Raw genomic sequence first — 22,300 nt, 5'->3', positions numbered from 1 at the left:
AATCCCCCTGGTTGCCGCCATAAAGCGTGTCGTTCCCAACACCCCCATCCAGCGTATCCGCCCCGGCAGACCCGTAAAGAACGTCGTCCCCAGAAGAACCGTCAAGGTAATCGTTGCCAAGGCCGCCTTGCAGAAGGTCATTGTCTTCGCCGCCGTTGATCCAGTCGTCGCCGTCTTCGCCCTCGATCGTGTCGGCGCCGGCCTCCGCGAAAAGCTCGTCGTTCCCCTCGCCGCCCCAAATCAGGTCGTCGCCGTCTCCGCCAAACAGGACGTCATCGCCATCGTTGCCGAAAAGCGTGTCGCCGCCGCTTTCGCCCAGCAGCGAATCCGATCCGAGGCCGCCAATCATCCGCTCGCTCGCTTCAGTGCCGTAGAGAATGAAGCCGACGCCCGAGAGCAGCGCATGATCGGGGGCGCCTAGCGAAGCGCCGGGGAGGATGTCGCTGAGCCGCAGCAGGTAGCTGCCTGCGGGGCGAATTTCGATGACATGGCCGTCGAAGGCGAGGATTAGGTTGTTGCCCTCGTTCCAGGCGGTCAGCTGGCCGGTGTTGCGCAGCATCGGCCAGTTGGTCAGGTCGAGCCGGTCGAGGCCGCGTTCAAAATCGGTGATGACCTGCCGCTTGATGCCGGCGCCGATCACGAACAGATCCGATCCGGCGCCGCCCGTCATCACCACCGCGCCGCCACCCGAGACAAGGATGTCACTGCCCGCGCCGCCCAGAAGGGTGTCGGCCTCATCCCCGGTCGAGACCAGCATATCGTCTCCGGCGCCCCCCGAGAGCGTGGTCGCGGTGGTCCCCGAGGTGGTTTTGGTGACGCCGAGCGTCGCGAGGTCAATCTCGAACAGCGCGACGCCCGGGCTGAGCGCGGAGGCGACAAAGACCTGCAGGCTGTCGCCGACCAGCGCGGCCTCGATCGCCGCAACATTCTCAAGCCCCAGCCCGGTCGCATGCACCAAGGTCTTGAGATGCACGAGAACGCCATTGGGCAACAGCGTGAACAGGCTGATGCCATCGTCCGACCCACCCGCGATGACAAAGACGCGGTCTCCGACGGTGACACTTGCCATGGCGGTGACCCCGTCAAAGCGGGTCTCGAGCGTGTCGAGCAGGTGATCGGTTGCGCTCAGGGTTCCGTCGGCGGCCAGTGACATCACGCTGATCGAGCCGCTCTCGGCGGCACCCAGCAGGATCCAGGTCTTGCCGAAGGCCTCGACGATTTCCATCGCGGTCGGTGTGTTGATGCCGACGCCGTCGAACTTGCCCAGCGTGTCCACTGCCCTCAGAGTGCCGTCAAACTCCGAAACCTGAAACGTCTGGACCATGTCCGAGAAGCTTGTGGTCGCGATCAGATAGGTCGCGGTGCCGATGCGAACGGTTTCCAGAATGGCGTCGCCCGACTCTCCGGTCTCGACCTGCAAGGCGAACGGCCCGGCACTCAGATCCCAGCCGGTTCCATCGTTGAAATAGGAATAAAGGTCGCCGGTATCGTCATCGACAAGAAAGAGCGCCTCTCCGCCCGGCAGATCGAGCGCCGCAGCGGCGGATTGGAACCCCGCTGGCGCGCCTGCCGGCAGTGTCAGGCTGTCGCGCAGCCCGATCTCACCCACGCCGTCGAGGCTATAGCCCAGCAAGCGGCCCAGATAGCTCGACCCGTAGACGAGCATCGGCGTGCCAGATGAAATCAGGATCGGCGCCACATAGTCGATCGTGGAGGTGTCGGTGTAATAGGCGCTGTCGATCAGTGTCGGCGCGCCGCTCTCAAGTGCATAAACCGCGATCCCGCCATAGGCGCCCGACACGGTATAAAGATACAGGCCCCCGCCAATTTCGAGGACGCAGAAATCCAAGATGTTTGCGTCGAGCGACGCCGCGCCCGATTGAAACGTGCCGATGAACCCCAGTTCCATCCGCCCCTCCTATCACCCGATCAGAATTGCGCGCCTGCGGGCGGGCATGGGCTGGGTCCAACTGGGGCGAAAACAAGGCGCTTGCAGCCAATTTTCAGGTTAAGTTTGGATTCATCAAGGCACTGAAAAGCATTAATTTTTTGGAAACATCCGCAGGCCTCGGCCGAAGGGTTTTCGAGGGGCTGGGCAGCCCCGCCCTGCTCTGGCATAGTCGATGAAAATACAACCGGACAGACTTGTTGCGCAGCTCCTTACTACCTCTGATTTCCGTGATCGTTCCGGTCTTCGATGTCGAGGATCATGTTGAGGCCTGTCTGCAAAGCCTGCAGCGCCAGAGCCTTGCCGACTTTGAGGCGATCGTGGTGGATGACGGTTCGCGCGATGCGTCGCGGGCCCGCGCCGAGGCGGTGATCGCGGGCGATCCGCGGTTTCGACTGATTGCCCAGGAGAATGCCGGGTTATCTGCGGCGCGGAATGCAGGCCTCGCACAGGCGCGGGGTCAGTTTATCGCCTTTCTCGACAGCGATGATCGCCTGGCGCCGGATTTCCTCGCGCGGATGCATGGGGCGCTGACCGAGAGCGGGGCGGATTGGGTTGCCTGTGGCATTCGCTTCCTTCATCCCGATGGTACCAGCCGCACCCATTCCGCGATCCATGGCGATGAGCAGATCGAGGGTGGCGCGCGGCTCTATCCGCTGGACGACTGGTGCGCGGTGATCCGGCATTTTCCTTCGACCTGGAACAAGCTTTATCGCCGCGAGCTGATCGAGGGGCTGCATTTCGACGAAGGCACCTACTTCGAAGATCACGCGTTCTTTTATCAGGTCGCGGCGCGCACGCGGGCGCTGCTACACCTGCCCGAGGCTCTTTATCTGCAGACACGTGGGCGCAGTGGTCAGATCACTGCCGAAGACAGCGACCGTGTGTTTGAGCAATTCGCTGTGCTCGACCGGATCGCGCCGCTGATCCAGAGCGCTGCGAAAACGCATGGCGATCAGGCCTATGCCCGTATTGCCTCGCGGCTTCTGTTTGAGCGCTCGGTCAGTCTGCGAAATCCCCAACGCCGGGCGCGCTATCTGGAGGTCGCGCGGGCGTTTCTGGCAGGGCGGGGGCTGCACTATCAGCCGGAGTGGGATCTGACGCTGCCCAAGGCCTTCGCGCTGGAACTTGCCGGGCGCACTCCCCTCTCGATCGTGATCCCGTGGAACGGCGCGGAAGAGCCGCTGCGCCGCACCCTGACCGCTTTGCAAGATGCGCCGCTGGCAAGCGAAGTGCTGATCGTGTGCGATGATGTGCCCGAGGCCCGCGCGAACGCTTTGCTGCCTCTGGTGCCGCAGATCCCGGTGCGGGTACTGCGCAATCCGGGGCGCGGAGAGGGGGCTGCGCGGAACGCGGGCCTCGATGCTGCGCGCGGAGATTGCATCGTGTTTCTGGATGCCGGGGACTGCCCCAAACCCGGTGGGCTTGCGCAATGGCTTGAGGAGATGCTGCGCAGCGAAAGTGATTTTGGCCTGTCGCAATTTCGGCTCGGGATCGGCGGGGCGGAGGTCCACAATGGCTTCCACGATATGGCCGGAACCGACCCCGCCACGCTGCGGAATGGCCCGATGACTCTGGCGTCGGATCAGGCCGCAAAACTGCACGCGCATCCTTCGGCCAAGATCTTCCGCACCGAGTTTCTGCGCAGCGAAGCCTTGCGTTTTGGCACGGGCGCGCTTGGGTCGTGGCGGGTGACGATCGGGGCTGCGCTGCGGGCGAAGCGTGTCAGCTATTGCGCCTGGCCCGCGGTGGCGATCGCGCTCGACCCGCCCGCGCGGCAGGTTCTGGCGCGGGCCGAGCGCCCCGACCGACTGCTTGCCGAGATCCAAGATATCGGGCGCAGCATTCCCGAAACCGCCTTGATGACGCCGGACTGGCCGCGCCGCCTGTTTGCGCGGGCGCTGTGGGAGCAGGCGAGTTTCGCTGCATGTTCTGCGGCGCAGCGAAAGCGGCTCGCGCTAATGGCCTTGCCGGGTTTGCTGCGGCTTCAGGCGCCGGTCGGAGTGTTCGATCCCCATATCCCGCCGCGCATCCGGGCACTGTGCTCGGTTGATGGGATGCAGAAGATCGGGGGCGTTGTCTTCGCGTCAGGGTTGAGTCATAACGACGCCGACCCTTTGGCTTCCGGAATGGATCGAACGCATATGCAGAGCTTTCCGGTGACGCGTTACGGCCTCCTGGCTTGCCGGCTGAATTTCCACGAGGCGCCCTACACGAACCTCTCGTTCTTCCGGCGTGGCAGCGACGAAATTCTGTTTCATATCTCGCTGCGCGCCGATGAAGGCCTTGTGGTTTGCAATGCACGCAGCGCCGAGCCCGAAGGCTGGGGCGCCGAGATTCGGCGCAAGGTTGTTCTGCACCGCGACCGGCCGCAGCGCCTTGAGCTTGAGATCAAACCGCCCCAGATCCGGGTGCGCCTGGATGGCCAAGAGATCTTTCGCTTTGGAGGCTGGCGCGGGCGGCGGTTCCGCAAGCTCGATCAGATTGAACGCTTCGATCTGCATGGGGCGGTCCCGGCGGCGGCGCTGGATCTGGCGGTGCCGCTTGATCCCGCGACGGGCGCCTCCGGTCTTTGGCTCAGCCATCGGCTTGAGCTGCGCGCTGCCGCCGATGCTGCGACCGCGCGGTTTCTGGATGCGCGCGGGCAGGATATCGACGCGCTGCCAGCGCCGATCGAGGCAGGCTCCGGTTTGCGCCTGATGCTGCCAGGCCGCGTCTGGCAGTACATTCCCGAAGGCAGCCCGCTGCAACTGACCTTGCAGGCGGACGGCAAGCGGCTACCGCTCCGGTTGACCCGCGAAGATCTGGCGCAGCAAATCTCCGCGCGGCTGGCAGTGACCGATCTGGGCAATGACCTCCTTGCGGCAACACAGATCCTTGAACATGTGCGCTTCGCCGGTCTCTGGTCGCGGCTTTCGCCACTGGCACAGCGGGCCGTTGCCAGCCTTGCGACGCAGCTTCGGCTTGAAGCGTTTCTCTGGCCCGAAGGCGGGCCCGAAAGTCCGCCGCCACCGCCGAAACCCGACCTGACTTCGGGCGGCCCCGAGGCGCATGAGCGTCACGTGTCGCGCACGCTTGGCCGCTTTGCCGAGGCACGCCGTCGTGATCCGGGCACGGACCCGGCGCAGCTCTTGCCGGACCTTGGGCTAAGTGGCGCCGCGCTGGCCGAGGCCTGCATCGCACTCTCCGAGGTGTTTTGTCTTTCGGACCGGGCCGAGGCGCTGTTCGACTACGCGAAAGATCGTGGGCTACCCGCTTTCGCGCCAAAGGGCGAGGGCTGGCACGATTCCGCGATCCTGCCCTTCCTGCTGCTGCAAGGGGATCTCGACCGTCTGGACGAGGTGCTTTGGCATCTGGTCGAAGATCGTGAAAGCTGGCTTGTGACGTCCGCTATTGGCTGGACCGTGCGCCGGGCGCTGCGCGATCCGCGCCTTGATGTGGCCCGGCGCGACAAGGTGATCTACGCCTACCTCGCGCTGATCGACCGGCGCCAACCCGAGTATTGGGAGCGGGTGCCATGCCGCGCGCTGATCGAGGCAGGGTTGTCACTGATCGAGGCTGGCGCGCATCTGCCTGACTACCTGCGCCGCCAGACCGAAGAGACCCTGCTGCGCGCCTATGGGTTGCAGCCCGAGTTCTGGCGGGGCTTTGCCCAAAGGGCCGAGCGTGCCGGGCCACAAATGCAGGTTGCGGCGAAGGCATTCGCGGCGCTTGTCGAGGGCGGCTTTGGTGGCCCGGCCACGCCGGCGCAGATCGACGCGCTGCACCTGTTCGAGAGCCTTGGCGCCTCGGGTGCGACGCGGTTGCGGCGCGAGATTCTCGGTCCGGCGGGGCTGCCCGCACGGTCCGATAGTGCCTTCCTTGCGGAAGCTGCGCGCGCGGGTCTTGATCCGGCCGAAGCCGGAATTCGCCATTTCTCCTTCCCGAACGAGGCCGAGGCCGATCCCGCGCTTTGCGGGCTTGTCCGCGAGGCGTTGATGGCGCAGGGGCCCAAGGTGTCGCACGCGCCGTTCTATCGCCTGCAGCACGACCTAGGGGCGCGGCTCGCGGCACTGGTGCAGCAGGCCAAAACCCGTGCCCCCGACACGGACGAGTTTGCCTCGCATTTGCAGGATCTGCGTCCGCTGGCGTCTCACGGGTCGGGCTATCTTGGCCTTGCTCTGGCGATCCGGCTTGCGGTTCTGGTGGCGGAACACCCCGCGGCTTCGGCTCTTTGCTGTGACTGGCTGCAGGCGCAGCTTTCCGGGCGTCCGGCGGATGTGCGGAACGAGATCGCTGCGGCATCTTCGGTTCGGGCGGCGCTGCACCGCGCGCGCGGCACGGCGGTCGAGAGCCAACTGGCCGCGCTGTTCGGTGACATCGCGAAGACCGAGCCGCTGCCCGCTTCCGAGAACCCAATCTTCGACACGCTGGTGACGGTTTTCTCGTGCCAGCCCAATCTCGCGACGCGGATCCCGGCGATGCGCGAGGGCTGGCTCTCGGCGCTGCGGGTGCTGGGCGTGCCCTATGTGGTGGTCGTCGGCGGTGCCACAGGTGCCGCGCGGCAAGACGGCGATGTGCTGCATCTGCCCTGCCCGGACGACTACGAAGGGCTACCGCAGAAAACCCTCGCGACGATCGACTGGGTGCGGCGCAACACGGGCTTTGGCTATCTGCTCAAGATCGACGATGACTGTTTCCTGAACGCGGCGGAGTATTTCCACAGCCTCAGCCATCTGAAATTCGACTATTACGGGCGCAAGCTGACGCGGGTTACGGGCCAGATGGACCGTGCCTGGCACAATGCTAAATCGCAAAGCGCGCGCGGAAGGCTGGAGCTTGATAAATCCGCCGAGCCGTCCCTCTATTGCGACGGCGGGTCGGGCTACGCGCTGTCGCGCGCGGCGATGGACGCCGTTGCCCGCGCCGCCGCCAGCCCCGAAGGCCGCGCGCTGATCCAGCGGTCTTTCATGGAAGACAAGATGCTGGGCGACCTGCTGGCGTTGGAAGGGATCGCACCGGCGGATGAGGATTATCGGATCACCGTGCGCCGCCGCGAAAACCCGGCGGGCCTGCCGGTGCCGCGCTGGGTGAACGGCTTCAATGCCAGCGCCTGCAATCCGGTCAAGCTCGTGCATCTGGACCGTGCCGAGGATCAGGCGCCTGCGCAGCGCCAGCTACTAGAGGCGCCTGGGCTCTGGCCGAAAAAGATCTGGCCAAGCTATCTGCCAGCGCATCTGTCCGAAGATTGCAACGCGCTCGAACTGATCTCGCCTGCGGAGCGGTTGGAGGCCGTCCGAAACGCCGAGGTGGCGGTTGTGGCCTGCATGCGCAACGAGATGTTCATGCTGCCGCAGTTCCTCGCGCATTATCGGGCAATGGGGGTGGGCGCTTTCCTGATCGCCGACAACTGCTCGGACGATGGAACGCTGGAATATCTGGAGGCGCAGCCGGATGTCTCGGTCTTTTCCGTCGACACTGCCTACCGGCTTTCGCATTACGGCGTGGCGTGGCAGCAGGCGCTGCTGGCGGCGTTCCGCGTCGGTCGCTGGTCCTTGGTTGCCGATGCTGATGAGCTGCTGGTCTGGCGCGCTGATCTGTCGGGCAGCCTGCCGGAATTGCTGCGCAGCGAAGATTTCGCCGATGCTGATGCTGCGCGTGTTTTCATGCTCGACATGTATCCCCGCGGCTCCCTTGAGCAGGTGGATTTCCGCGCGGGCGCGCCATTCGAACAGGCCTGTTTCATCGACCGGGAACCGTTCCTTGAAACCTCGTTCGGGCAGGGCCCCTATTCGAACGCCCCAACCTGGACGAGCGCGGTGCGCCATCGTCTGATCCCCGGATCGCGGCGTGAGCTGTTCGTTGCGCAGAAACTCGCGCTGCTGAAGTATCACCCGCTGATGCGGCTCTCGGCGGGGTTGCATTATGGCGCGGGCATGCGCGTCGCGCGGCGCGAATTGCTGTTCGGGCACTTCAAGTACAACGCGGATTTCCGCCGCAAAGCTCAGGCCGAGACCGCGCGACGCCAGCATTTCAATGGCGCCGAAGAATATCAGAAATATCTTGCGCTGGTCTCCGAAGGCCGCGACGTGCTCTACGAAGAGGGGCTTTCAGTTCACTGGACCGAGGCGTCTTTCGTGCGGGCCCGTCTTGACGGTCTCAAGACGTGAGCACGCGGCGGCGCAGCTTTTCCATCCCCGCCGCATTGAGCGTTTCAAGCTGGTCCCAAAGCGCATAATCGCGCTCAAAGAACGCGCGCATCTCGGGCAGAAGCTCTTCGGGAATGAACTGTGTTTTCGGCGCCTTGAGCGCGCTGACATTCTTTTCCGCAAGCTCGAAGGGAATACCCAGCAGCTCGCAGATCTCACCGAGATAGGCGTCGAGGCGGTGGTGCGGGATGATCACATCAACGATCGGCGCGCCGGAGCGATCGACGAAAATGTCATGCTGGTTCGGGCGGCGCGTCTTGCGCGGATCGCCCGCCTTGCTGACGGTCTCGGCCCAATATTCGGCAAAGCTCATCTCGCGGGGCAGCTGCACCTTGCGGCCCTTGCCCTTGCGATAGCGAAACCACGACCCCATCCAGTCGATCGGTTCACGCATCACGCCGAAGCGGAAAAAAGTTTCGGGGGCAAACTCGGGTTGCGCGAACAGAAAGCGATATTCGCCAAGGACCTTGCGCAGCGCGCTGTGCTTGCGCCGGGCATTGCCGCCATGGATGACCTCGGAATAGGGCATCAGCAGATGCTCGATGGAGGTCGAGGCCGATTTGGTGTTGGCCACGAAGATAAAGCGTTTCTCGACGCCGATGAGCATGTTCGTTCACCAGTCCTGTTTGGGCTGCGGGACAATACGTCTTAGTTGAGCGAAGGGCAAACCACTCGCCTCATGGCATTGAGGCTCCGCACGAGGGGTGATAGCGTCCGCTTCGACCGATCCTTCTGCGGCGAGACGCCATGAGTTACCCTTTCCTGATCTGGACGATGCGGCGCACTGGCGGGACCACGCTTGCCAGCCTCGTGATGGAAATGTCCGAGCATCTCGCGACCGAGCACGAGCCGTTCAATGTCGATCGGAAGTTCGGGGCGATCACGCGCGATTTTCGGCAGCGTGGGGATCTGGCGGCACTGCGCGCGGGTGTTGACGAGGCGCTCGCTCCGGGGCGCAAGATCAAGCATTGCCACGAGATCGTGCCGAGCGCGCTGAACCGGGCGCTGATGGAGGCGGGCGAGCGCTATGGCAATCGCCATGTCGTGCTTGATCGCCGCAACGAGGTCGATCGCATCGTTTCGCTTGAACTTGCCAAGATCACCGGCGCCTGGGGCAAGGAGGCGGCCGACGCGAATTACCAGCGGATCGAGCGCGGTGAGATCACGCTTGCGCCGATCGAGCTTGAAGCGCCGCTGCGCCACCTTGAGCTGTGCCGAAATCGGCGCCAGCAATTGGCGCGGCTGTTCGAGGAATTCGGGGTCGATCCCTTCGTGATCCATTTCGAGGATGTCTACGGCGACTTTGACGCTGGCAGGGCGCGCGTCCAGGATCTGCTCGCCCATCTTGCGATCGACCGGGCGGCTTTTCCCGACTATGAAAAACGGGTTCGCGATGCGCTGCTGACACGCGGCCAGAACACGGCGCGGATCACGGATTTCGTGCCCAACATCTCGGAGCTCCGCGCGCGGCTGGAAGAGGCTGTGGCGCGAGATCCTTTCAGCTTCTGACCGGCGCTCAGGCCGGTTCCTGATAGAGCGAGCGCAACTGCGCCAAATGCTCCGGCATGGACACTGGCGCCATCGCGCCTGCCCAATAGGCCCGAAGGTCGATTGCGTCGTTCAGTGCCGTTTGCAGGCAGCGATGAAAATCCGGGATCGAGCCGGCGTCATGGATCAGCGCGGGGAACCGGCCAAGCTCGGAGGCACCGCCCCGGTTCGAGGTCAGCAGCGCAATGTGGCGGGCGTGCATTTCGATTGCGACCTGCGGCAGGTTATCCTCCCAGAGAACCGGGATCAGCCCGAGACGCGTGTCCGCAAGAAGGTGATCAAGGTCGTTCGCACGGTAGCCGTCGACATGGGTCAGGCTGGCGAGCCGAGGGCGCAAGGCCGCCAGCCGGGCCATCGCCTCCGGTGGACCGCTGCGCGCCGCGACCAGCAGGTGCAGGCGGCGGGCCTGCGCCTCGGGCAGGGCCTCAAGCGCATTGAGCAAAAAGAAGAACCCTTTGTCGCGCCGCATATAGCCCAGATAGGCCAGGCTCAGCGTGCCATCAGGGTTCAGCAGGCTGTCTGCCGGGTGGGTTTCCGCGAAATGCCGTGCATGGGCCGAGCCGATATAGCTTGTGCGCAGCAGCTCCGGGCGGAGGCCATGCTGCGCAGCAATTTCCCGCACGCGCCCGGAAACGCAGAGAACCTGATCGGCATGCGCATTGAGCGCGGCAACCATCTGCTTGCGTCGCGCAGCAAAATGCTGCGCCTGGGTGGAGCCGGATCGCGGTGCAGCGGTTGCGGCCCGGACGCGCCTGCGCAGCATTCCGGCGGCGCGCAGCGACAGCCGCCCGGCGCGCATCAATTGACGGAATGTCAGGTCGAAGGCGCGGCTGCCGGGCCGCAATCCGGCGCATTTCAGGTGGTAGGCCAGCCCGTTCGCGCCGCGCAGCAAACGTGCGTCGGGGCGGGGCTGCACAAGGCAGTTTGCACAGGCCGCGCCCGCCTTGAAATCCGCGCAATGCTCCGCCTCGCGCTGCCAGAGATTCACCTGCGGGCAGAACGGGTAGTAGTTGTGCAGCGTCACCACCACGCGTGTCCTGTGCCAGATCTCCTTGAGCTTCAGAACCTCGATCGGCAGCCCCTCGAGGTTGTTGAAATGGATCACGTCATAGGGGCCGGTCTTGTCGATAAAGTCGAAGAAGGCCTCGGTTGTCGGCGCATGCGCGATCTGATGCGGGCTGCCGAACGAGAAATGCGCCGGCGACAGAACCCCGGAATTCACGATCTCAAAGCGGCGGTCGCGGTCGGCCTCGGGCCCGTGACGCAGCCGCTCCCAGCGCGGCGCGCGGTTGAAAAGATCGTAGGAAATCCCCGACGACAGAAAACTTTCGCGAATAGTCGGGTCCGCGTCCCAGGCATGCATCAGGTTGCGCTGATAGACCGAAACACCGCCCCCGCGATGTTCGTCGTCCAGATAGTCGACCCAGTTGTAGTAAAGGATCCTCATGTCCGGGTGCCGGAGAGCGCGGCTTCGAGCGCCTCGACCCGCTTTGTCAGCAAGTCGATCTTCTTGTCGCTGGCATGGCTCAGGCGGCGATGGTCCTGCAGCATCAGGCCAAGCAAGGCCGCCTGTTCGCCGATGCGCGGGTCCTCGGGTTGAGGCAGATCGCCAGTAAGGCTTTTGGTGTCGAACTGTGTACCGGGCAGATGTGCCAGTTCCTCCAGCCCCGCCTGCGCGCGCTGCGAAATTTCCGTCAGATCGGCAGCCGGATCTCCGGCCAGATCCAGAAAGCCGCGTGCGCGTTCGAGCATCCGCCCGCGCTGCGCTTTCGGCACATCGAGCAGGCGCATCACGCGGGCCAGCTCAAGCAGGCGGTCATCCATGCGCGGGTTCACATCGGCCTCGGGCAGCGCCCATTTCTGCAGGGGCTGCGGCGGCAGGCCAAGTGCAGCAATGAAATCCGCAAACAGCGCATCGCCCTTGCGCAGCGCATCCGTGTAGGGCCGGATCGTCACCGCTTCGGGCCCGAACAGACGCAGCCACGGCCCCAGCGCCAGCGCGTAATCGTAATGGATCGGCTCGATCACCGAGCGCACCGTTTCATTGAACCCCGGCACCGGCATGTTCATCTTGACGAGCTGGTTGTACCACGAGCGCAGATGCGCCTGGGGCGCACGCAGATAGGCGATGATGCGAACATCCAGCGCATTTCTCTGCGCAGCGAAAATTCGCGCCAGAAGCGCCTCGGCCTCGGGATGGGCGCCAAGGCGCATGAACTCTTCGGAGCTGATCAGGACCTGCGGCGCCTTGCTTTTGTGAACGGCTTCGAACAGCTCGGCCCAGATCGCCTCGACCGGGGCCGGGTCACGAAAGCCATGCATGAGCGTCCGCGCCCCCGCCGCTTTGAGCAGCGCGAAGGCCGGGCGGGAGTGTTTTGCGAGGTGGCGCATCTCGGCGGTGTAGTCGATGCCGAGCTTGCGCAGCGCCTTCGCATTATTCGCGCAAAACACCTGCAGGGCGGTGGTGCCTGTCTTGTAATGACCGATGTGAAGAACGAGTGTCTTTCGCATGCATCCCGATCCTTGCGCGCCTTCCTCGGGGTAGCGCCTGTGGCCCTGCCTTTCAAGGCGCACGTGCAACCCTAGCGCGATTATGCCAATTGCCGCTCGTGCAGCTCGATCGCTTCTTCGAGGTCGTCGAAATACCGCAGCTTGCCATTCTCGAGCACGATGCCCGCGTCGCAAAACGCGCGCAATTGCCGGGGCGAGTGGCTGACCATGATTGCCGAGGCGTGTTTCATCCGCTCCCTGAAGATAGAGCGGCTCTTGCGGCGAAAGGCGGCATCGCCGACGGCGGTGGTTTCATCGACGAGATAGGTATCGAACCGGATCCCCATCGAGGCGCCAAAGGTCAGCCGCGCGCGCATCCCGGCGGAATAACTGCGCACCGGCATGTGGAAATGCCGGCCCAGCTCGGCGAAGTCTTCGACGAAGGCGACAAGCTCGTCGCTGTCGACGCCGTAGATCCGCGCGATGAAACGGATGTTCTGGATCCCGGTCATCTCGCGGTGAAACGAGCCGCCAAACCCCACCGGCCAGGAGATCGAGCCATCCGAAACGATCCGCCCGGAATCCGGTCGCATCGTGCCCGCGATCAGTTGCAAGAGCGTCGATTTGCCCGCGCCGTTGCGCCCCAGAAGCCCGAGCGAGCGCCCCGAGGGCAGTTCGAGCGTGAGGTCGCGGATCACCTCCTTGCGTTGGCCGCGCAGCTGGAACCCTTTGCTCAGATGCTCGAAGCGGATCATCCGGCCCCCTGCTCAGCCCCGGTCGCGGATCGAATAATAGATCAGCGCCAGCGTTGCCCAGCCAAGCGCCAATACCAGCGCGGTCAGCCAGAACAGCACAGCGCGACGCGGGTATTCGGAGCTTTCCGGCAGGCTCGGGCGGATATAGCTCGCCAGATAGCGGCTCTGGCGCGCGGCATTGGCCCGGGCCAAATCAAGCGCGCTGAGCGCCGAGCGATAGGTTTCCTCGGCATATTCGCGATCGACGACAAGCCCCTCATATTCAGCGAAAAGCTTGGGAAAATCGTCGCCCGCCGCGCCATTCTCGCCCACTTGCGAGGCGAAGGAGCGGCGCTCCTGCGCGATCCGCTGGCGGATCACCTCGATCCGGCGCTGGGCCTGAGCGATGCGGGGATCGGTGCTCTTGGTCGTCTCGGCCAAGAGGTCGAATTCGATCAGCGACTGCGCCAGTTGCTGCTGCAAGGTGTTCATCACCCCCATGCGGCCCTGAAAATCAGCCTCGGGATCGACGATCTGGGTGCGGGTGCGGAAATTCGTCATCGCCTCGCGCGCCTCTTTCAGCCGCGCAACCGCGACCTCCAGATCCGACAAGGCATAGCGCATTGCATCTTCGCGCGCCTGTGCGTTGAGCGTGTTGATCTTGTTCTGGCTCTCGTCAAGGATCGCCTGCGCGATGATCTGCGCGGTCTGCGGATCGAAGGCGAGCACGGTGACCTCGATCAGCCCGCTGGCCTTGTCATAGCTGATCCGCACCACGCGCTGCCAGAACCAGGTGAGGTCTTCGATCGTGGCATCGGGCCAGATCGAAAAGGCCCAGTCGCCCGGCCAGTATTGCGCGTAATGCGAACGCAGGTCGATTTTACGATCGACGGCCGCGACGATCTCGCTGGAGCGGATGAATTCGTAGAGGATATCGCTTTCCGAGCTGACCGAGCCACCGGCGAACTGGATCAGCCCGCCCAGCGTTTCCGAGATCGCTCCGCCTTCTTCCTTGCGCACGGCAAAGCCCGTGACCGAGGCATATTGGTCTTCGGCGATGACCCAGAGATAGAACGCCACCAGCACCAGCGGCCCCAGAATCCCGATCAGGAAGGACATCAGCAGCAGCTTGTGGCGCTTGCGCATGCCTGCCGGGCGCGCGGTCGCCCGCGTGAAGCCCGGTGCCTTCGGGGTTTGGGGCGTTTGCGGGCTGCGCGCCTCTGGTGCCGAAGGGGCGGAATCAATCATCGGTTGATCTGCTATTTGTTTCCTCGCGACTTTTCTTGCATAGTCGCCCCTACATATCCAGCCGGAACCGCCCTTCATGACGATCATCATTCCGCATCCCGACCAGCCTTCGGAGCGCCCCGTCCGCATGATCCTTGCGGCGACGGCGCGCACGGTGATCGCGCTGATGCTGCGCGAGATGTCGACGCGTTTCGGGCGCACGCCGGGCGGCTATATCTGGGCCCTGGTCGAGCCGATCGCGGTGCTGTTGGTGTTGTCGATCGGTTTTTCGCTGATGCTGCGCAACCCGTCGCTGGGGACAAGCTTCCTCTTGTTCTATGCGACGGGTTATCTGCCGTTGAAGATGTTCACCCATGTTTCCAGCACGGTCGGTCGTGCGCTGACCTTTTCGCGCCCGCTGATGCAATATCCGACGGTGACCTGGGTCGATGCGGTCATTGCGCGGTTTCTGCTGAACGTGCTGACCGAGTTGCTGGTGGCGGTGATCCTGATCGCCGGCATCTTTGCCGTGATCGACACTCATGCGGTGATCAAGATCGGCCCGATCGTGACCGGCATCTTGCTGATCATGCTGCTTGGGCTCGGCATCGGCGTTTTGAACGTCGTCCCATTTGGCAAGTTTCCGGCGTGGGAGCGACTCTGGTCGATCGCGACGCGGCCGCTCGTGCTGGCCTCGGGGCTGTTCTATATCTACGAGGACCTGCCGCAGATGGCGCAGGAGGTGCTGTGGTATAACCCGCTTCTGCAACTGACGGGGATGGTGCGCAGCGGGTTCTATCCGATGTATGACGCGGCCTATGCGAACCCGGTTTATGTGCTGATCTTCGCGCTGGTGCCCTTGTTCTTCGGGGTGCTGCTGATGTGGCGGTTCCACCTCGATTTGCTGCAGGACTAGTCACGCGTCTCGGCCAGGTGCAGCACCTCGGCATGGCGCCGGTCGCGGCGCCCGCGCAGCCCGTCCGCAAGCGCCGCCAGCGTCAGGCGCAGAAAGGCGCGCCGCGCGCCGCGATGCGCGCGAATGCGCATCAGCCAGCGTGGCAGGATCACGCAAAGCACCGGCCAGAACCATGCGCCCGCCGCCATCCGGTAGAGGATCAGCAAGTTGCGCTGATAGTAATAGGCCTTCCAGAGCGGGCGAAACCGCCGCTCGCCGGGCGCGAAGGTCGAGCAATCATGCGCAAAGCGGATCTGGGGCGCGAACAGAATGCGCCCGCCGCGCGCCCGCAGCCCCAGTGTGTAGATCGCGTCATCGCCATAAAGGAACAGGTCCGCATCGGGCAGGCCTGCTCGCGCCAGCCCCGCCCGCGAGATGAAAAACCCTACGAAAGAGGTCACGTCGATCTCGCAAGGCAGTGCCGAATAGGCTGCATCCCCGATGTGAAACCCCGCGCGGCCTCGCGTTGCCGCCCCCCAGAACGCCGCGCGCTGCCAGAACGGGTTGCCCGAGGGGCGGTTCATTTCGCAGATCCGGCCATCAGGGTAATAGACCGCCGCCGCCACAGCCTCGGCGCCTTGGGTCTCAAGCGCATGAAACGCCGCCAAAGCGCCCGGCTCGGGGCGGGCGTCATCATCCATCACAACGATCCAGTCGGGGTCAAAAAGGCTCTGTGCCGCCGCGATACCCGCCGCGAACCCGCCCGCGCCGCCGGTGTTTTGCTCTTGCCGCAGGATGTGTAGCGCCGGATGCGCCTGTGTGCGCAGCCACTCGGCCGTGCCATCACCCGAGGCATTGTCGACCACCACCACCGCATCGAGGGCGCCGGGCAAATCGGCCATCAGCCGGGGCAGCGTCACGCGTAGCTGCGCCAGCCGATCGCGCGTCACGACGACGGCGACAAGGCGCGGTTTGGCGGTGGGATCGGGGTTGTGCATCGGGGCTCCTTCTTGCGCCTTGGTGCTAGCAGAAACCCGCCTGCGGCAAAAGCGCGGCGCTTCGGCGGAAAGCCTGCATTGGCATTGCGCGGCCGAAGGGCTTATATGACGCGAAAGTCAAAGTGAAAGAGACAGACGTGGCGATCCATCTGCATCAGAACGACCTGCCCGAGGGGCTCGATCTTGGCCCGGTCGTGGCCATCGACACCGAAACCATGGGGCTCGATCCGCGCCGCGACCGGCTTTGCCTTGTGCAGCTCTCGTCGGGCGACGGCGATGCGCATCTGGTGCAGATCGCCAAGGGGCAGCTTGAGGCGCCGCGGCTGTGCGCGATGCTGGCCGATCCGGGCACCGAGAAGCTGTTTCACTTCGCCCGTTTCGATATCGCCGCGCTTTACAACGCGTTTGGCGTGATCACGGCACCCGTGTTCTGCACCAAGATCGCCTCGAAGATGGTGCGCACCTTTACCGACCGCCACGGGCTGAAATACCTGCTGCAGGAGCTGGTTGGCGTCGATATTTCCAAGCAGCAGCAGACCTCGGACTGGGGCGCGCCGCAGCTGACCGATGCGCAGCTGGAATATGCCGCCTCGGACGTGCTCTATCTGCACCGCCTGAAAGAGGTTCTGGCCGGGCGCCTTGCGCGCGAAGGCCGCACCGAGCTGGCGCAATCCTGCTTTGATTTCCTGCCGGCGCGGGCGCGGCTTGACCTGATGGGCTGGGAGGAACCGAATGACATCTTCCACCACTGATTTCCTGACGACCGCCCGCGAAGTGATCGCGATCGAGGCGGCGGGGCTGGCCGCGCTGGGCGAGAGCCTTGACGGTGCCTTCACCGAAGCGGTCGAGCTGATCCTGAAGGCGCGTGGCCGCGTGATCGTCTCGGGCATGGGCAAATCGGGCCATATCGCGCGCAAGATCGCTGCGACGCTGGCCTCGACCGGCACGCCCGCGCAATTCGTCCACCCGGCCGAGGCAAGCCATGGCGATCTGGGCATGGTCACCGAGGATGACGTGGCGCTGGTGCTGTCGAACTCGGGCGAAACGCCTGAACTCGCCGATCTGATCGCGCACACGCGGCGGTTCTCGATCCCGCTGATCGGGGTCGCCTCGCGCCCCGAATCGACCCTGTTGCGGCAGGCCGATGTGGCGCTGGTGCTGCCGCATGCGGCTGAGGCCTGCGGCACCGGCGTGGTGCCCACCACCTCGACCACGATGACGCTGGCGCTGGGCGATGCGCTGGCCGTCGCGCTGATGGCGCATCGAGGCTTTACCGCCGCGCATTTCCGCGCCTTCCATCCGGGCGGCAAACTGGGCGCGCGGCTGTCGAAAGTGGCGGATCTGATGCATGCCGATATGCCGCTGGTTGCCGAGGACACTCCGATGACCGAGGCGCTGCTGGTGATGAGCCAGAAGGGCTTTGGCGTGGTTGGCGTGCTTGATGCCGACGAGCGCCTTGCCGGCATCATCACCGATGGCGACCTGCGTCGCCATATGGCGGGGCTGCTGGAGCATCGCGTGCAAGAGGTGATGACCCGCAACCCGCGCTCCATCGCGCCGGACGCGCTGGCCGAGGCCGCCGTTGCCTTGATGCAGGAGAAAAAGATCACCTGCCTCTTTGCGCTGAAAGATGATCGCCCCGTTGGCCTGATCCAGATCCACGACTGCCTGCGCGCCGGGGTGGTCTGATGGCCTATGACAACAGCCATTCGCGTTTTGTCGGCTGGGCCAAGATCGTCCTGCCCCTGATCGCGCTTGTGCTGTTGTCGACCCTGTTTTTGCTGTCGAACCGGGTCGATCCGATGGCGGCGATTCCCTATGCCGAGGTCGACGTGATGGAGCTTGTGCGCGAGCCGGCCCTGATCGAGCCGCAATATGCGGGCATGACCGAAGATGGCTCGGTGCTGAGCCTGACGGCCCGCCGCGCCGTGCCCGACCCTGAAAACGAGCGTGGCGCCAGTGCCGAAGGTCTGGTGGCGAAACTGACCGCGAAATCGGGGTTTGTTGCCGATATGACGGCCACTTCGGGGGTTCTGGACCCGGCCGGGCAGGGCCTTGTGCTGAGCGAAAAGGTCACGCTGCAGACCTCGACGGGCTATCGGATCGCCTCGGAGCGAATCGATGTGAATCCCGATATGACAGAACTTGTCTCGCCGGGTGCGGTGTCCGGCGAGGGGCCGTTCGGCACGCTTGAGGCGGGCCGGATGGAATTGAAGGCCGATGACAACGGTCAGGTGCTTGATCTGCTCTTCAATGAGCGCGTGAAACTGGTATATTTGCCGCCGCAATGAGGTTCTGATGTCGTTTTGTTTTCGCATTCTTGCGCTGATCGGCCTGCTCGCGGCGAGCCCCGCCCTGGGCCAGCAGATCGCTTTTGGCGGCATCAAGGGCGACACCAAGGCCCCGGTCGAGGTCACCGCAGATTCGCTGGCGGTGAATCAGGAGACGGGGCATGCGGTTTTTACCGGAAATGTCGTGATTGGTCAGGGCGATATGCGTCTGACGGCCGCGCAGGTCGAGGTGGTCTACGGTCAGGGCGACCAGTCGCGCATCGACCGGCTGCATGCGACGGGTGGCGTGACGCTCGTCTCTGCCCGCGAGGCGGCCGAAGCCTCCGAGGCGATGTACGACGTGGCCAAGGGCACCGTGGTGATGACCGGCGACGTGCTTTTGACGCAGGGCGAGAACGTGATGTCGGGCCAGCGCCTCGATGTCGATCTGGCGACCGGCACCGGTCAGATGCAAGGCCGCGTGCGCACGATTCTCCAGCCGGGAGGCAACTGATGGATCTGCTTCCCGATCAGGCGCCCGCGGCGGATCAGCCTACGGGCGGTACCGGGCTTGAGGTTCAGGGCCTGCGCAAATCCTATCGGCAAAGACCGGTCCTGCGGGACGTCTCGATGACGCTGCATCAGGGCGAGGTTGTGGCGCTTCTGGGCCCGAACGGCTCGGGAAAGACCACGTGTTTCTACAATATCGCCGGGCTGATCACGCCCGACGCGGGCAGCGTCAAGATCGACGGGCAGGATGTGACCACCCTGCCGATGTATCGCCGTGCGCGCCTTGGTATCGGCTATCTGCCGCAGGAAACCTCGATTTTCCGGGGGCTTACGGTCGAGCAGAATATCATGGCCGTGCTGGAAATCGTGCTGGACGAGCCCCATCATCGCCGCGAACGGCTCGAAGAGCTGCTGGGGGATTTCTCGATCGGGCATCTGCGCTCGGCCCCGGCGCTCGCGCTGTCGGGCGGTGAACGCCGCCGCGTCGAAATCGCGCGCTGCCTGGCCGCCGACCCGAAATACCTGCTGCTCGACGAGCCTTTCGCGGGCGTCGACCCGATCGCCGTCGGCGAAATCCGTCAGCTCGTGTCGCATCTGAAGGAACGCGGCATCGGCGTGCTCATCACCGATCACAACGTCCGGGAAACACTGGAAATTGTCGATCGGGCCTATATTCTGCACGACGGCAAGGTCCTGATGTCGGGCACCACCGACGAAGTTGTGCGTGACGAGAACGTCCGCCGTGTCTACCTCGGCCAGAACTTCAGGATCATCTGACAGGCGGTTTTGCACTGCGGCGAAACTGACCCGTTGACACTTCCTGCAATCCGTTCCCAAATGAACCAAATGCGTGAACACCGCCCCCTTACCCGAGTGATTTCGCGGCAGAATTTTCCGCCCGGTTTCGCTCAACCTGCGCAAGGCGCTCGGGGCGCGCGCACAGCGTTTTCTGGCAGTTTAACCACCCTGCAACCGGCGCGTGATGTGCTGGTTGTCAGGCAATGACGTGAAGGAGAAGCCATGCGTTACAAAATCACCGGAAGACAACTCGACGTTGGCGAAGCCCTGCAAACCCATGTGAAATCCGAACTTGGCGAAACCGTCGAGAAATACGCGCAGCGTCCTACCGACGCGACGGTGAATTTCTCGAAGGATGCGCATGAGTTCATCTGCGAAGCCACCGTGCACCTGTCCACCGGCCTCACCGCGACGGCCAAGGGCCACGCGACCGAGGTCTATGCGGCCTTCGAATCGTGCCGCGAAAAGATGGACAAGCAGCTGCGTCGCCACAAGCGTCGCCTGAAGGATCACCACAAGGAACGTTCGCAGCCGGTTGAATTCGACCACGCAGGCATGTATGTGCTCGCCGCGGAAGACGACGAGTCGGAGACCGAAGGCAGCGGCCTCGCGCCGATGATCGTGGCCGAGATGGAAACCAAGGTTCCCACGCTCTCGGTTGGCGAAGCGGTGATGCAGATGGAACTGTCCGGCGCGGACCTTCTGGTCTTCCGCAACGAGAAACATGGCGGGGTCAACGTCGTGCATCGCCGTGAAGATGGCAATGTCGGCTGGATCGATCCGCGTAACAGCAAGTGAGCGTCCGGGGACGGGCGTGGAAAAGTCGAAGCAAATGGATTTGACCAATCTGCTCCTGCCGGGCGCCGTCAAGGTGCTGTCCAACGTCACGAGCAAGAAACGCCTGTTCCAGGATCTCGGTGAGATCGCGCATTCAGCCTACGGGCTGAATGCACCTCAGACCGTGGACGCGCTGCAGGAACGCGAAAGCCTTGGCCCGACGGGTGTCGGCCATGGCGTTGCCTTGCCGCATGCGCGTCTGCACGGCCTTGATCGGGTCGTGGGCGTGTTCCTGCGCCTCGAAAAGCCGCTCGATTTCGATGCGGTTGATCGCCTGCCCGTCGATCTGGTCTTTGCGCTCTTCGCGCCCAAGGATTCCGGGGTCGAGCATCTGAAGGCGCTGGCGCTGGTGTCGCGCACGATGCGCAATGCCGAAACCTGCACCAAGCTGCGCGCCAATACCGATCCGGCGGCGCTGCACGCGGTTCTGACGGCCGCGCAGGGCGTTCAGGCCGCCTGAACTAGGCCGTTTTCCAATCCCCAAAGCCGAATTGCATGAAGTCGCGCGCGTAACAATTGCGCGCCGCTGCCTCAAGCTCGGGTTTCCAGATGTCTGCCAGAGTGGTGGTGGCCGGGTCGCCGCCTGCGCGAAACGCGGGCGCCTTGATGCCCGCAGACTGGCACAGATAGGCCAGATCTTCGGAAAGGCGATCTTCGCGCGCGATCAGGTCGGGCAGGGCGAATTGCGCAAAGCCCTGCAACTGCGCCGATTGCGTCGCCCAGAGCCCATGCGTCGCCAGGCTCGTCTGTCCGGCGAGGTTCGCCTTCAGCCAGCCCATGAAGGCGATCAGCGCCTCGGCATGGCGGGCAGGCGGCAAGGCCTCACCCTCGGGCGGCAATGGCAGCTTGTAGCTTTGGCGCAGCACCACGCGGGTTTCGGCGAAATTGTCCCAGTTCACAAGCGCGTTGAAGGCCAGATGCGCGCGCAACAGCGGGTGACGCAGAACGGTGAAGCTGCGATGGCCGGGGTGCTGGCGCTTCCACTGGCGCAGGGTCTTTTGCGAGAACCCCTCTTGCAGCGGGCCAAGCTGCGCGAGCCAGTCGCGGATCGGCGCATCCATCGCCGGGCGCATCGGCATATAGAGAAGCCCCGCCTCATCTGCGGCAATGAAGCCCGGCACATTGGGGCCGCGGCGGGGCTCGAAATTCGGCGTCTTCGACAGGTTGAACCGGTCGAGCCGCGCCAGCGAGGCCTCCATCGCCGGGAAATTCGCGACCTTGGCTTCGAGCGGCTCGGGGTTTTGCACGACGAGGCTGTCGGGCAGCGCCGAAAGCCGCGCCTTGACGCCCAGCCATGCCGCCAGCCCGTTCAGCACGCCAAGGTCCTGCGCATCCTCGTAATCGATGTAAAACGCGGTCTGGCCGCTGCGCTGCAGATGGTTCATCAGCCGCTGCTGGAAATCCTGCAACTCGGCCAGATGCGCCTCGAACTCGGCGACTTCGAAGCTTGCCTGCGCGGATTTGCGATGTTTCGCGTCGCCCAGCTTCCATTGCCCGGTGGCCCGCGCGATCTTCAGGCTGACGTAGCTTTCGATCGGGTTGCGGGTCAGCACGATCTTGGCGCAGCGCGGATCGTCGAGCATCGCGTCCAGCACGCGCGGATCGTGATCGTGGAAATAGCGGCAGCCGTTCAGCCCTTCGGCCGATTTGATCCGCGCCCAGAGCGCCATCGGATCGGCATCGCGCTCAGCTTTCGACAGGCCGAGCATCTCGGAGCGTTTTGGATAGCCGATCAGCGCGGGGTTGAAGGCCTCGCCGTGGCAGGTCACGCCGTCCAGCGCGTTCAGCGCCGCCTCTAGCAGGTTGGAGCCTGTGCGCATCTCGGCGAGCATGACGAAACTGTCGAAGGGGCGCATC

At 64.2% G+C, this 22,300-nt stretch carries 18 protein-coding genes; 10 read left to right on the top strand and 8 right to left on the bottom strand.

Annotated elements, in window-relative coordinates; all coding sequences use genetic code 11:
- Nucleotides 1–1,909 (bottom strand): calcium-binding protein (locus tag CLN94_RS09755; RefSeq protein ID WP_096433658.1); only part of this gene is annotated, 1,909 nt, incomplete at its 3' end.
- Nucleotides 1,910–2,148: 239 nt separating this feature from the next.
- Between CLN94_RS09755 and CLN94_RS09750 the strand changes: the two genes are divergently transcribed.
- Complete coding sequence (locus tag CLN94_RS09750) at nucleotides 2,149–8,097, top strand: glycosyltransferase (RefSeq protein ID WP_179300281.1); 5,949 nt, start codon at nucleotides 2,149–2,151, stop codon at nucleotides 8,095–8,097.
- On the opposite strand, the gene CLN94_RS09745 is transcribed toward CLN94_RS09750, so the two are convergent.
- Nucleotides 8,087–8,743 carry a hypothetical protein gene (locus CLN94_RS09745; protein WP_096433654.1) on the bottom strand — a complete coding sequence of 219 codons (657 nt, stop codon included), beginning with the start codon at nucleotides 8,741–8,743 and terminating at the stop codon, nucleotides 8,087–8,089. The genes CLN94_RS09750 and CLN94_RS09745 overlap by 11 nt on opposite strands.
- Before the next feature lie 140 nt (nucleotides 8,744–8,883).
- On the opposite strand from CLN94_RS09745, the gene CLN94_RS09740 reads away from it, so the two are divergent.
- The gene (locus CLN94_RS09740) at nucleotides 8,884–9,645 is read left to right on the top strand and encodes a hypothetical protein (RefSeq protein ID WP_096433652.1); all 762 of its coding nucleotides are present in this window, start codon (nucleotides 8,884–8,886) and stop codon (nucleotides 9,643–9,645) included.
- A 7-nt stretch (nucleotides 9,646–9,652) separates the two neighbouring features.
- Here CLN94_RS09740 and CLN94_RS09735 read toward each other — a convergent pair whose 3' ends face one another.
- From CLN94_RS09735 to CLN94_RS09720, 4 genes are all read right to left on the bottom strand, one after another.
- Nucleotides 9,653–11,131, bottom strand: coding sequence for a glycosyltransferase family protein (locus CLN94_RS09735; protein WP_096433650.1), 1,479 nt, complete (start codon nucleotides 11,129–11,131; stop codon nucleotides 9,653–9,655).
- The gene (locus CLN94_RS09730; RefSeq protein ID WP_096433648.1) at nucleotides 11,128–12,195 is read right to left on the bottom strand and encodes a sulfotransferase family protein; all 1,068 of its coding nucleotides are present in this window, start codon (nucleotides 12,193–12,195) and stop codon (nucleotides 11,128–11,130) included. The genes CLN94_RS09735 and CLN94_RS09730 overlap by 4 nt, the downstream gene beginning before the upstream one ends.
- Before the next feature lie 80 nt (nucleotides 12,196–12,275).
- Nucleotides 12,276–12,929: an ABC transporter ATP-binding protein gene (locus CLN94_RS09725; RefSeq protein WP_096433646.1), complete on the bottom strand. Its 654-nt coding sequence runs from the start codon at nucleotides 12,927–12,929 to the stop codon at nucleotides 12,276–12,278.
- A 12-nt stretch (nucleotides 12,930–12,941) separates the two neighbouring features.
- Nucleotides 12,942–14,156, bottom strand: coding sequence for a KpsE/RkpR family capsule polysaccharide export protein (locus CLN94_RS09720; RefSeq protein WP_143598901.1), 1,215 nt, complete (start codon nucleotides 14,154–14,156; stop codon nucleotides 12,942–12,944).
- A gap of 76 nt (nucleotides 14,157–14,232) precedes the next feature.
- On the opposite strand from CLN94_RS09720, the gene CLN94_RS09715 reads away from it, so the two are divergent.
- Nucleotides 14,233–15,051 (top strand): ABC transporter permease, encoded by an 819-nt coding sequence (locus CLN94_RS09715; protein WP_096433642.1) that lies wholly within the window; start codon nucleotides 14,233–14,235, stop codon nucleotides 15,049–15,051.
- Here CLN94_RS09715 and CLN94_RS09710 read toward each other — a convergent pair.
- Nucleotides 15,048–16,028: a glycosyltransferase gene (locus CLN94_RS09710; protein WP_096433640.1), complete on the bottom strand. Its 981-nt coding sequence runs from the start codon at nucleotides 16,026–16,028 to the stop codon at nucleotides 15,048–15,050. The genes CLN94_RS09715 and CLN94_RS09710 overlap by 4 nt on opposite strands.
- Before the next feature lie 137 nt (nucleotides 16,029–16,165).
- Between CLN94_RS09710 and CLN94_RS09705 the strand changes: the two genes are divergently transcribed.
- From CLN94_RS09705 to CLN94_RS09675, 7 genes are all read left to right on the top strand, one after another.
- Nucleotides 16,166–16,780 carry a ribonuclease D gene (locus CLN94_RS09705; protein WP_096433684.1) on the top strand — a complete coding sequence of 205 codons (615 nt, stop codon included), beginning with the start codon at nucleotides 16,166–16,168 and terminating at the stop codon, nucleotides 16,778–16,780.
- Nucleotides 16,761–17,717 (top strand): KpsF/GutQ family sugar-phosphate isomerase, encoded by a 957-nt coding sequence (locus CLN94_RS09700; RefSeq protein WP_096433638.1) that lies wholly within the window; start codon nucleotides 16,761–16,763, stop codon nucleotides 17,715–17,717. Before CLN94_RS09705 ends, CLN94_RS09700 begins: the two co-directional genes overlap by 20 nt.
- Nucleotides 17,717–18,319, top strand: coding sequence for an LPS export ABC transporter periplasmic protein LptC (gene lptC / locus CLN94_RS09695; protein WP_096433636.1), 603 nt, complete (start codon nucleotides 17,717–17,719; stop codon nucleotides 18,317–18,319). Before CLN94_RS09700 ends, lptC begins: the two co-directional genes overlap by 1 nt.
- A 7-nt stretch (nucleotides 18,320–18,326) precedes the next feature.
- Nucleotides 18,327–18,812 carry a lipopolysaccharide transport periplasmic protein LptA gene (gene lptA / locus CLN94_RS09690; RefSeq protein ID WP_096433634.1) on the top strand — a complete coding sequence of 162 codons (486 nt, stop codon included), beginning with the start codon at nucleotides 18,327–18,329 and terminating at the stop codon, nucleotides 18,810–18,812.
- Entirely contained in the window at nucleotides 18,812–19,585 is a 774-nt protein-coding gene (lptB, locus tag CLN94_RS09685) for an LPS export ABC transporter ATP-binding protein (protein ID WP_096433632.1), read from the top strand. Before lptA ends, lptB begins: the two co-directional genes overlap by 1 nt.
- 243 nt (nucleotides 19,586–19,828) lie before the next feature.
- A complete protein-coding gene (hpf, locus tag CLN94_RS09680; protein WP_096433630.1) occupies nucleotides 19,829–20,404 on the top strand; it encodes a ribosome hibernation-promoting factor, HPF/YfiA family in 576 nt (191 codons plus the stop codon).
- Nucleotides 20,405–20,438: 34 nt separating this feature from the next.
- Nucleotides 20,439–20,903, top strand: a complete 465-nt coding sequence (locus CLN94_RS09675) for a PTS sugar transporter subunit IIA (protein WP_096433628.1) — start codon at nucleotides 20,439–20,441, stop codon at nucleotides 20,901–20,903.
- Between the two features lies 1 nt (nucleotide 20,904).
- Here the strand turns inward: CLN94_RS09675 and CLN94_RS09670 are convergent, their stop codons facing one another.
- Nucleotides 20,905–22,299 carry a nodulation protein NodH gene (locus tag CLN94_RS09670; RefSeq protein WP_096433626.1) on the bottom strand — a complete coding sequence of 465 codons (1,395 nt, stop codon included), beginning with the start codon at nucleotides 22,297–22,299 and terminating at the stop codon, nucleotides 20,905–20,907.
- Nucleotide 22,300 lies beyond the last annotated feature (1 nt).

The organism is Pseudothioclava arenosa (assembly GCF_002358085.1).
In the GTDB taxonomy this organism is placed as follows: Bacteria; Pseudomonadota; Alphaproteobacteria; order Rhodobacterales; family Rhodobacteraceae; genus Pseudothioclava; species Pseudothioclava arenosa.
Note: the sequence above shows the minus strand (reverse complement) of the source record. Positions and strands in the feature narration are given on the sequence as shown.

Bases quoted from the DNA above. Each gene is read 5' to 3' on its own strand.
- CLN94_RS09700 (WP_096433638.1), top strand. From the start codon at position 16,761: ATGACATCTTCCACCACTGATTTCCTGACGACCGCCCGCGAAGTGATC.
- CLN94_RS09730 (WP_096433648.1), bottom strand. From the start codon at position 12,195: ATGCGAAAGACACTCGTTCTTCACATCGGTCATTACAAGACAGGCACC.
- CLN94_RS09720 (WP_143598901.1), bottom strand. From the start codon at position 14,156: ATGATTGATTCCGCCCCTTCGGCACCAGAGGCGCGCAGCCCGCAAACG.
- CLN94_RS09735 (WP_096433650.1), bottom strand. From the start codon at position 11,131: ATGAGGATCCTTTACTACAACTGGGTCGACTATCTGGACGACGAACAT.
- CLN94_RS09670 (WP_096433626.1), bottom strand. From the start codon at position 22,299: ATGCGCCCCTTCGACAGTTTCGTCATGCTCGCCGAGATGCGCACAGGC.
- CLN94_RS09675 (WP_096433628.1), top strand. From the start codon at position 20,439: ATGGATTTGACCAATCTGCTCCTGCCGGGCGCCGTCAAGGTGCTGTCC.
- lptC (WP_096433636.1), top strand. From the start codon at position 17,717: ATGGCCTATGACAACAGCCATTCGCGTTTTGTCGGCTGGGCCAAGATC.
- lptA (WP_096433634.1), top strand. From the start codon at position 18,327: ATGTCGTTTTGTTTTCGCATTCTTGCGCTGATCGGCCTGCTCGCGGCG.
- hpf (WP_096433630.1), top strand. From the start codon at position 19,829: ATGCGTTACAAAATCACCGGAAGACAACTCGACGTTGGCGAAGCCCTG.
- CLN94_RS09740 (WP_096433652.1), top strand. From the start codon at position 8,884: ATGAGTTACCCTTTCCTGATCTGGACGATGCGGCGCACTGGCGGGACC.
- CLN94_RS09715 (WP_096433642.1), top strand. From the start codon at position 14,233: ATGACGATCATCATTCCGCATCCCGACCAGCCTTCGGAGCGCCCCGTC.
- CLN94_RS09710 (WP_096433640.1), bottom strand. From the start codon at position 16,028: ATGCACAACCCCGATCCCACCGCCAAACCGCGCCTTGTCGCCGTCGTC.
- CLN94_RS09725 (WP_096433646.1), bottom strand. From the start codon at position 12,929: ATGATCCGCTTCGAGCATCTGAGCAAAGGGTTCCAGCTGCGCGGCCAA.
- lptB (WP_096433632.1), top strand. From the start codon at position 18,812: ATGGATCTGCTTCCCGATCAGGCGCCCGCGGCGGATCAGCCTACGGGC.
- CLN94_RS09745 (WP_096433654.1), bottom strand. From the start codon at position 8,743: ATGCTCATCGGCGTCGAGAAACGCTTTATCTTCGTGGCCAACACCAAA.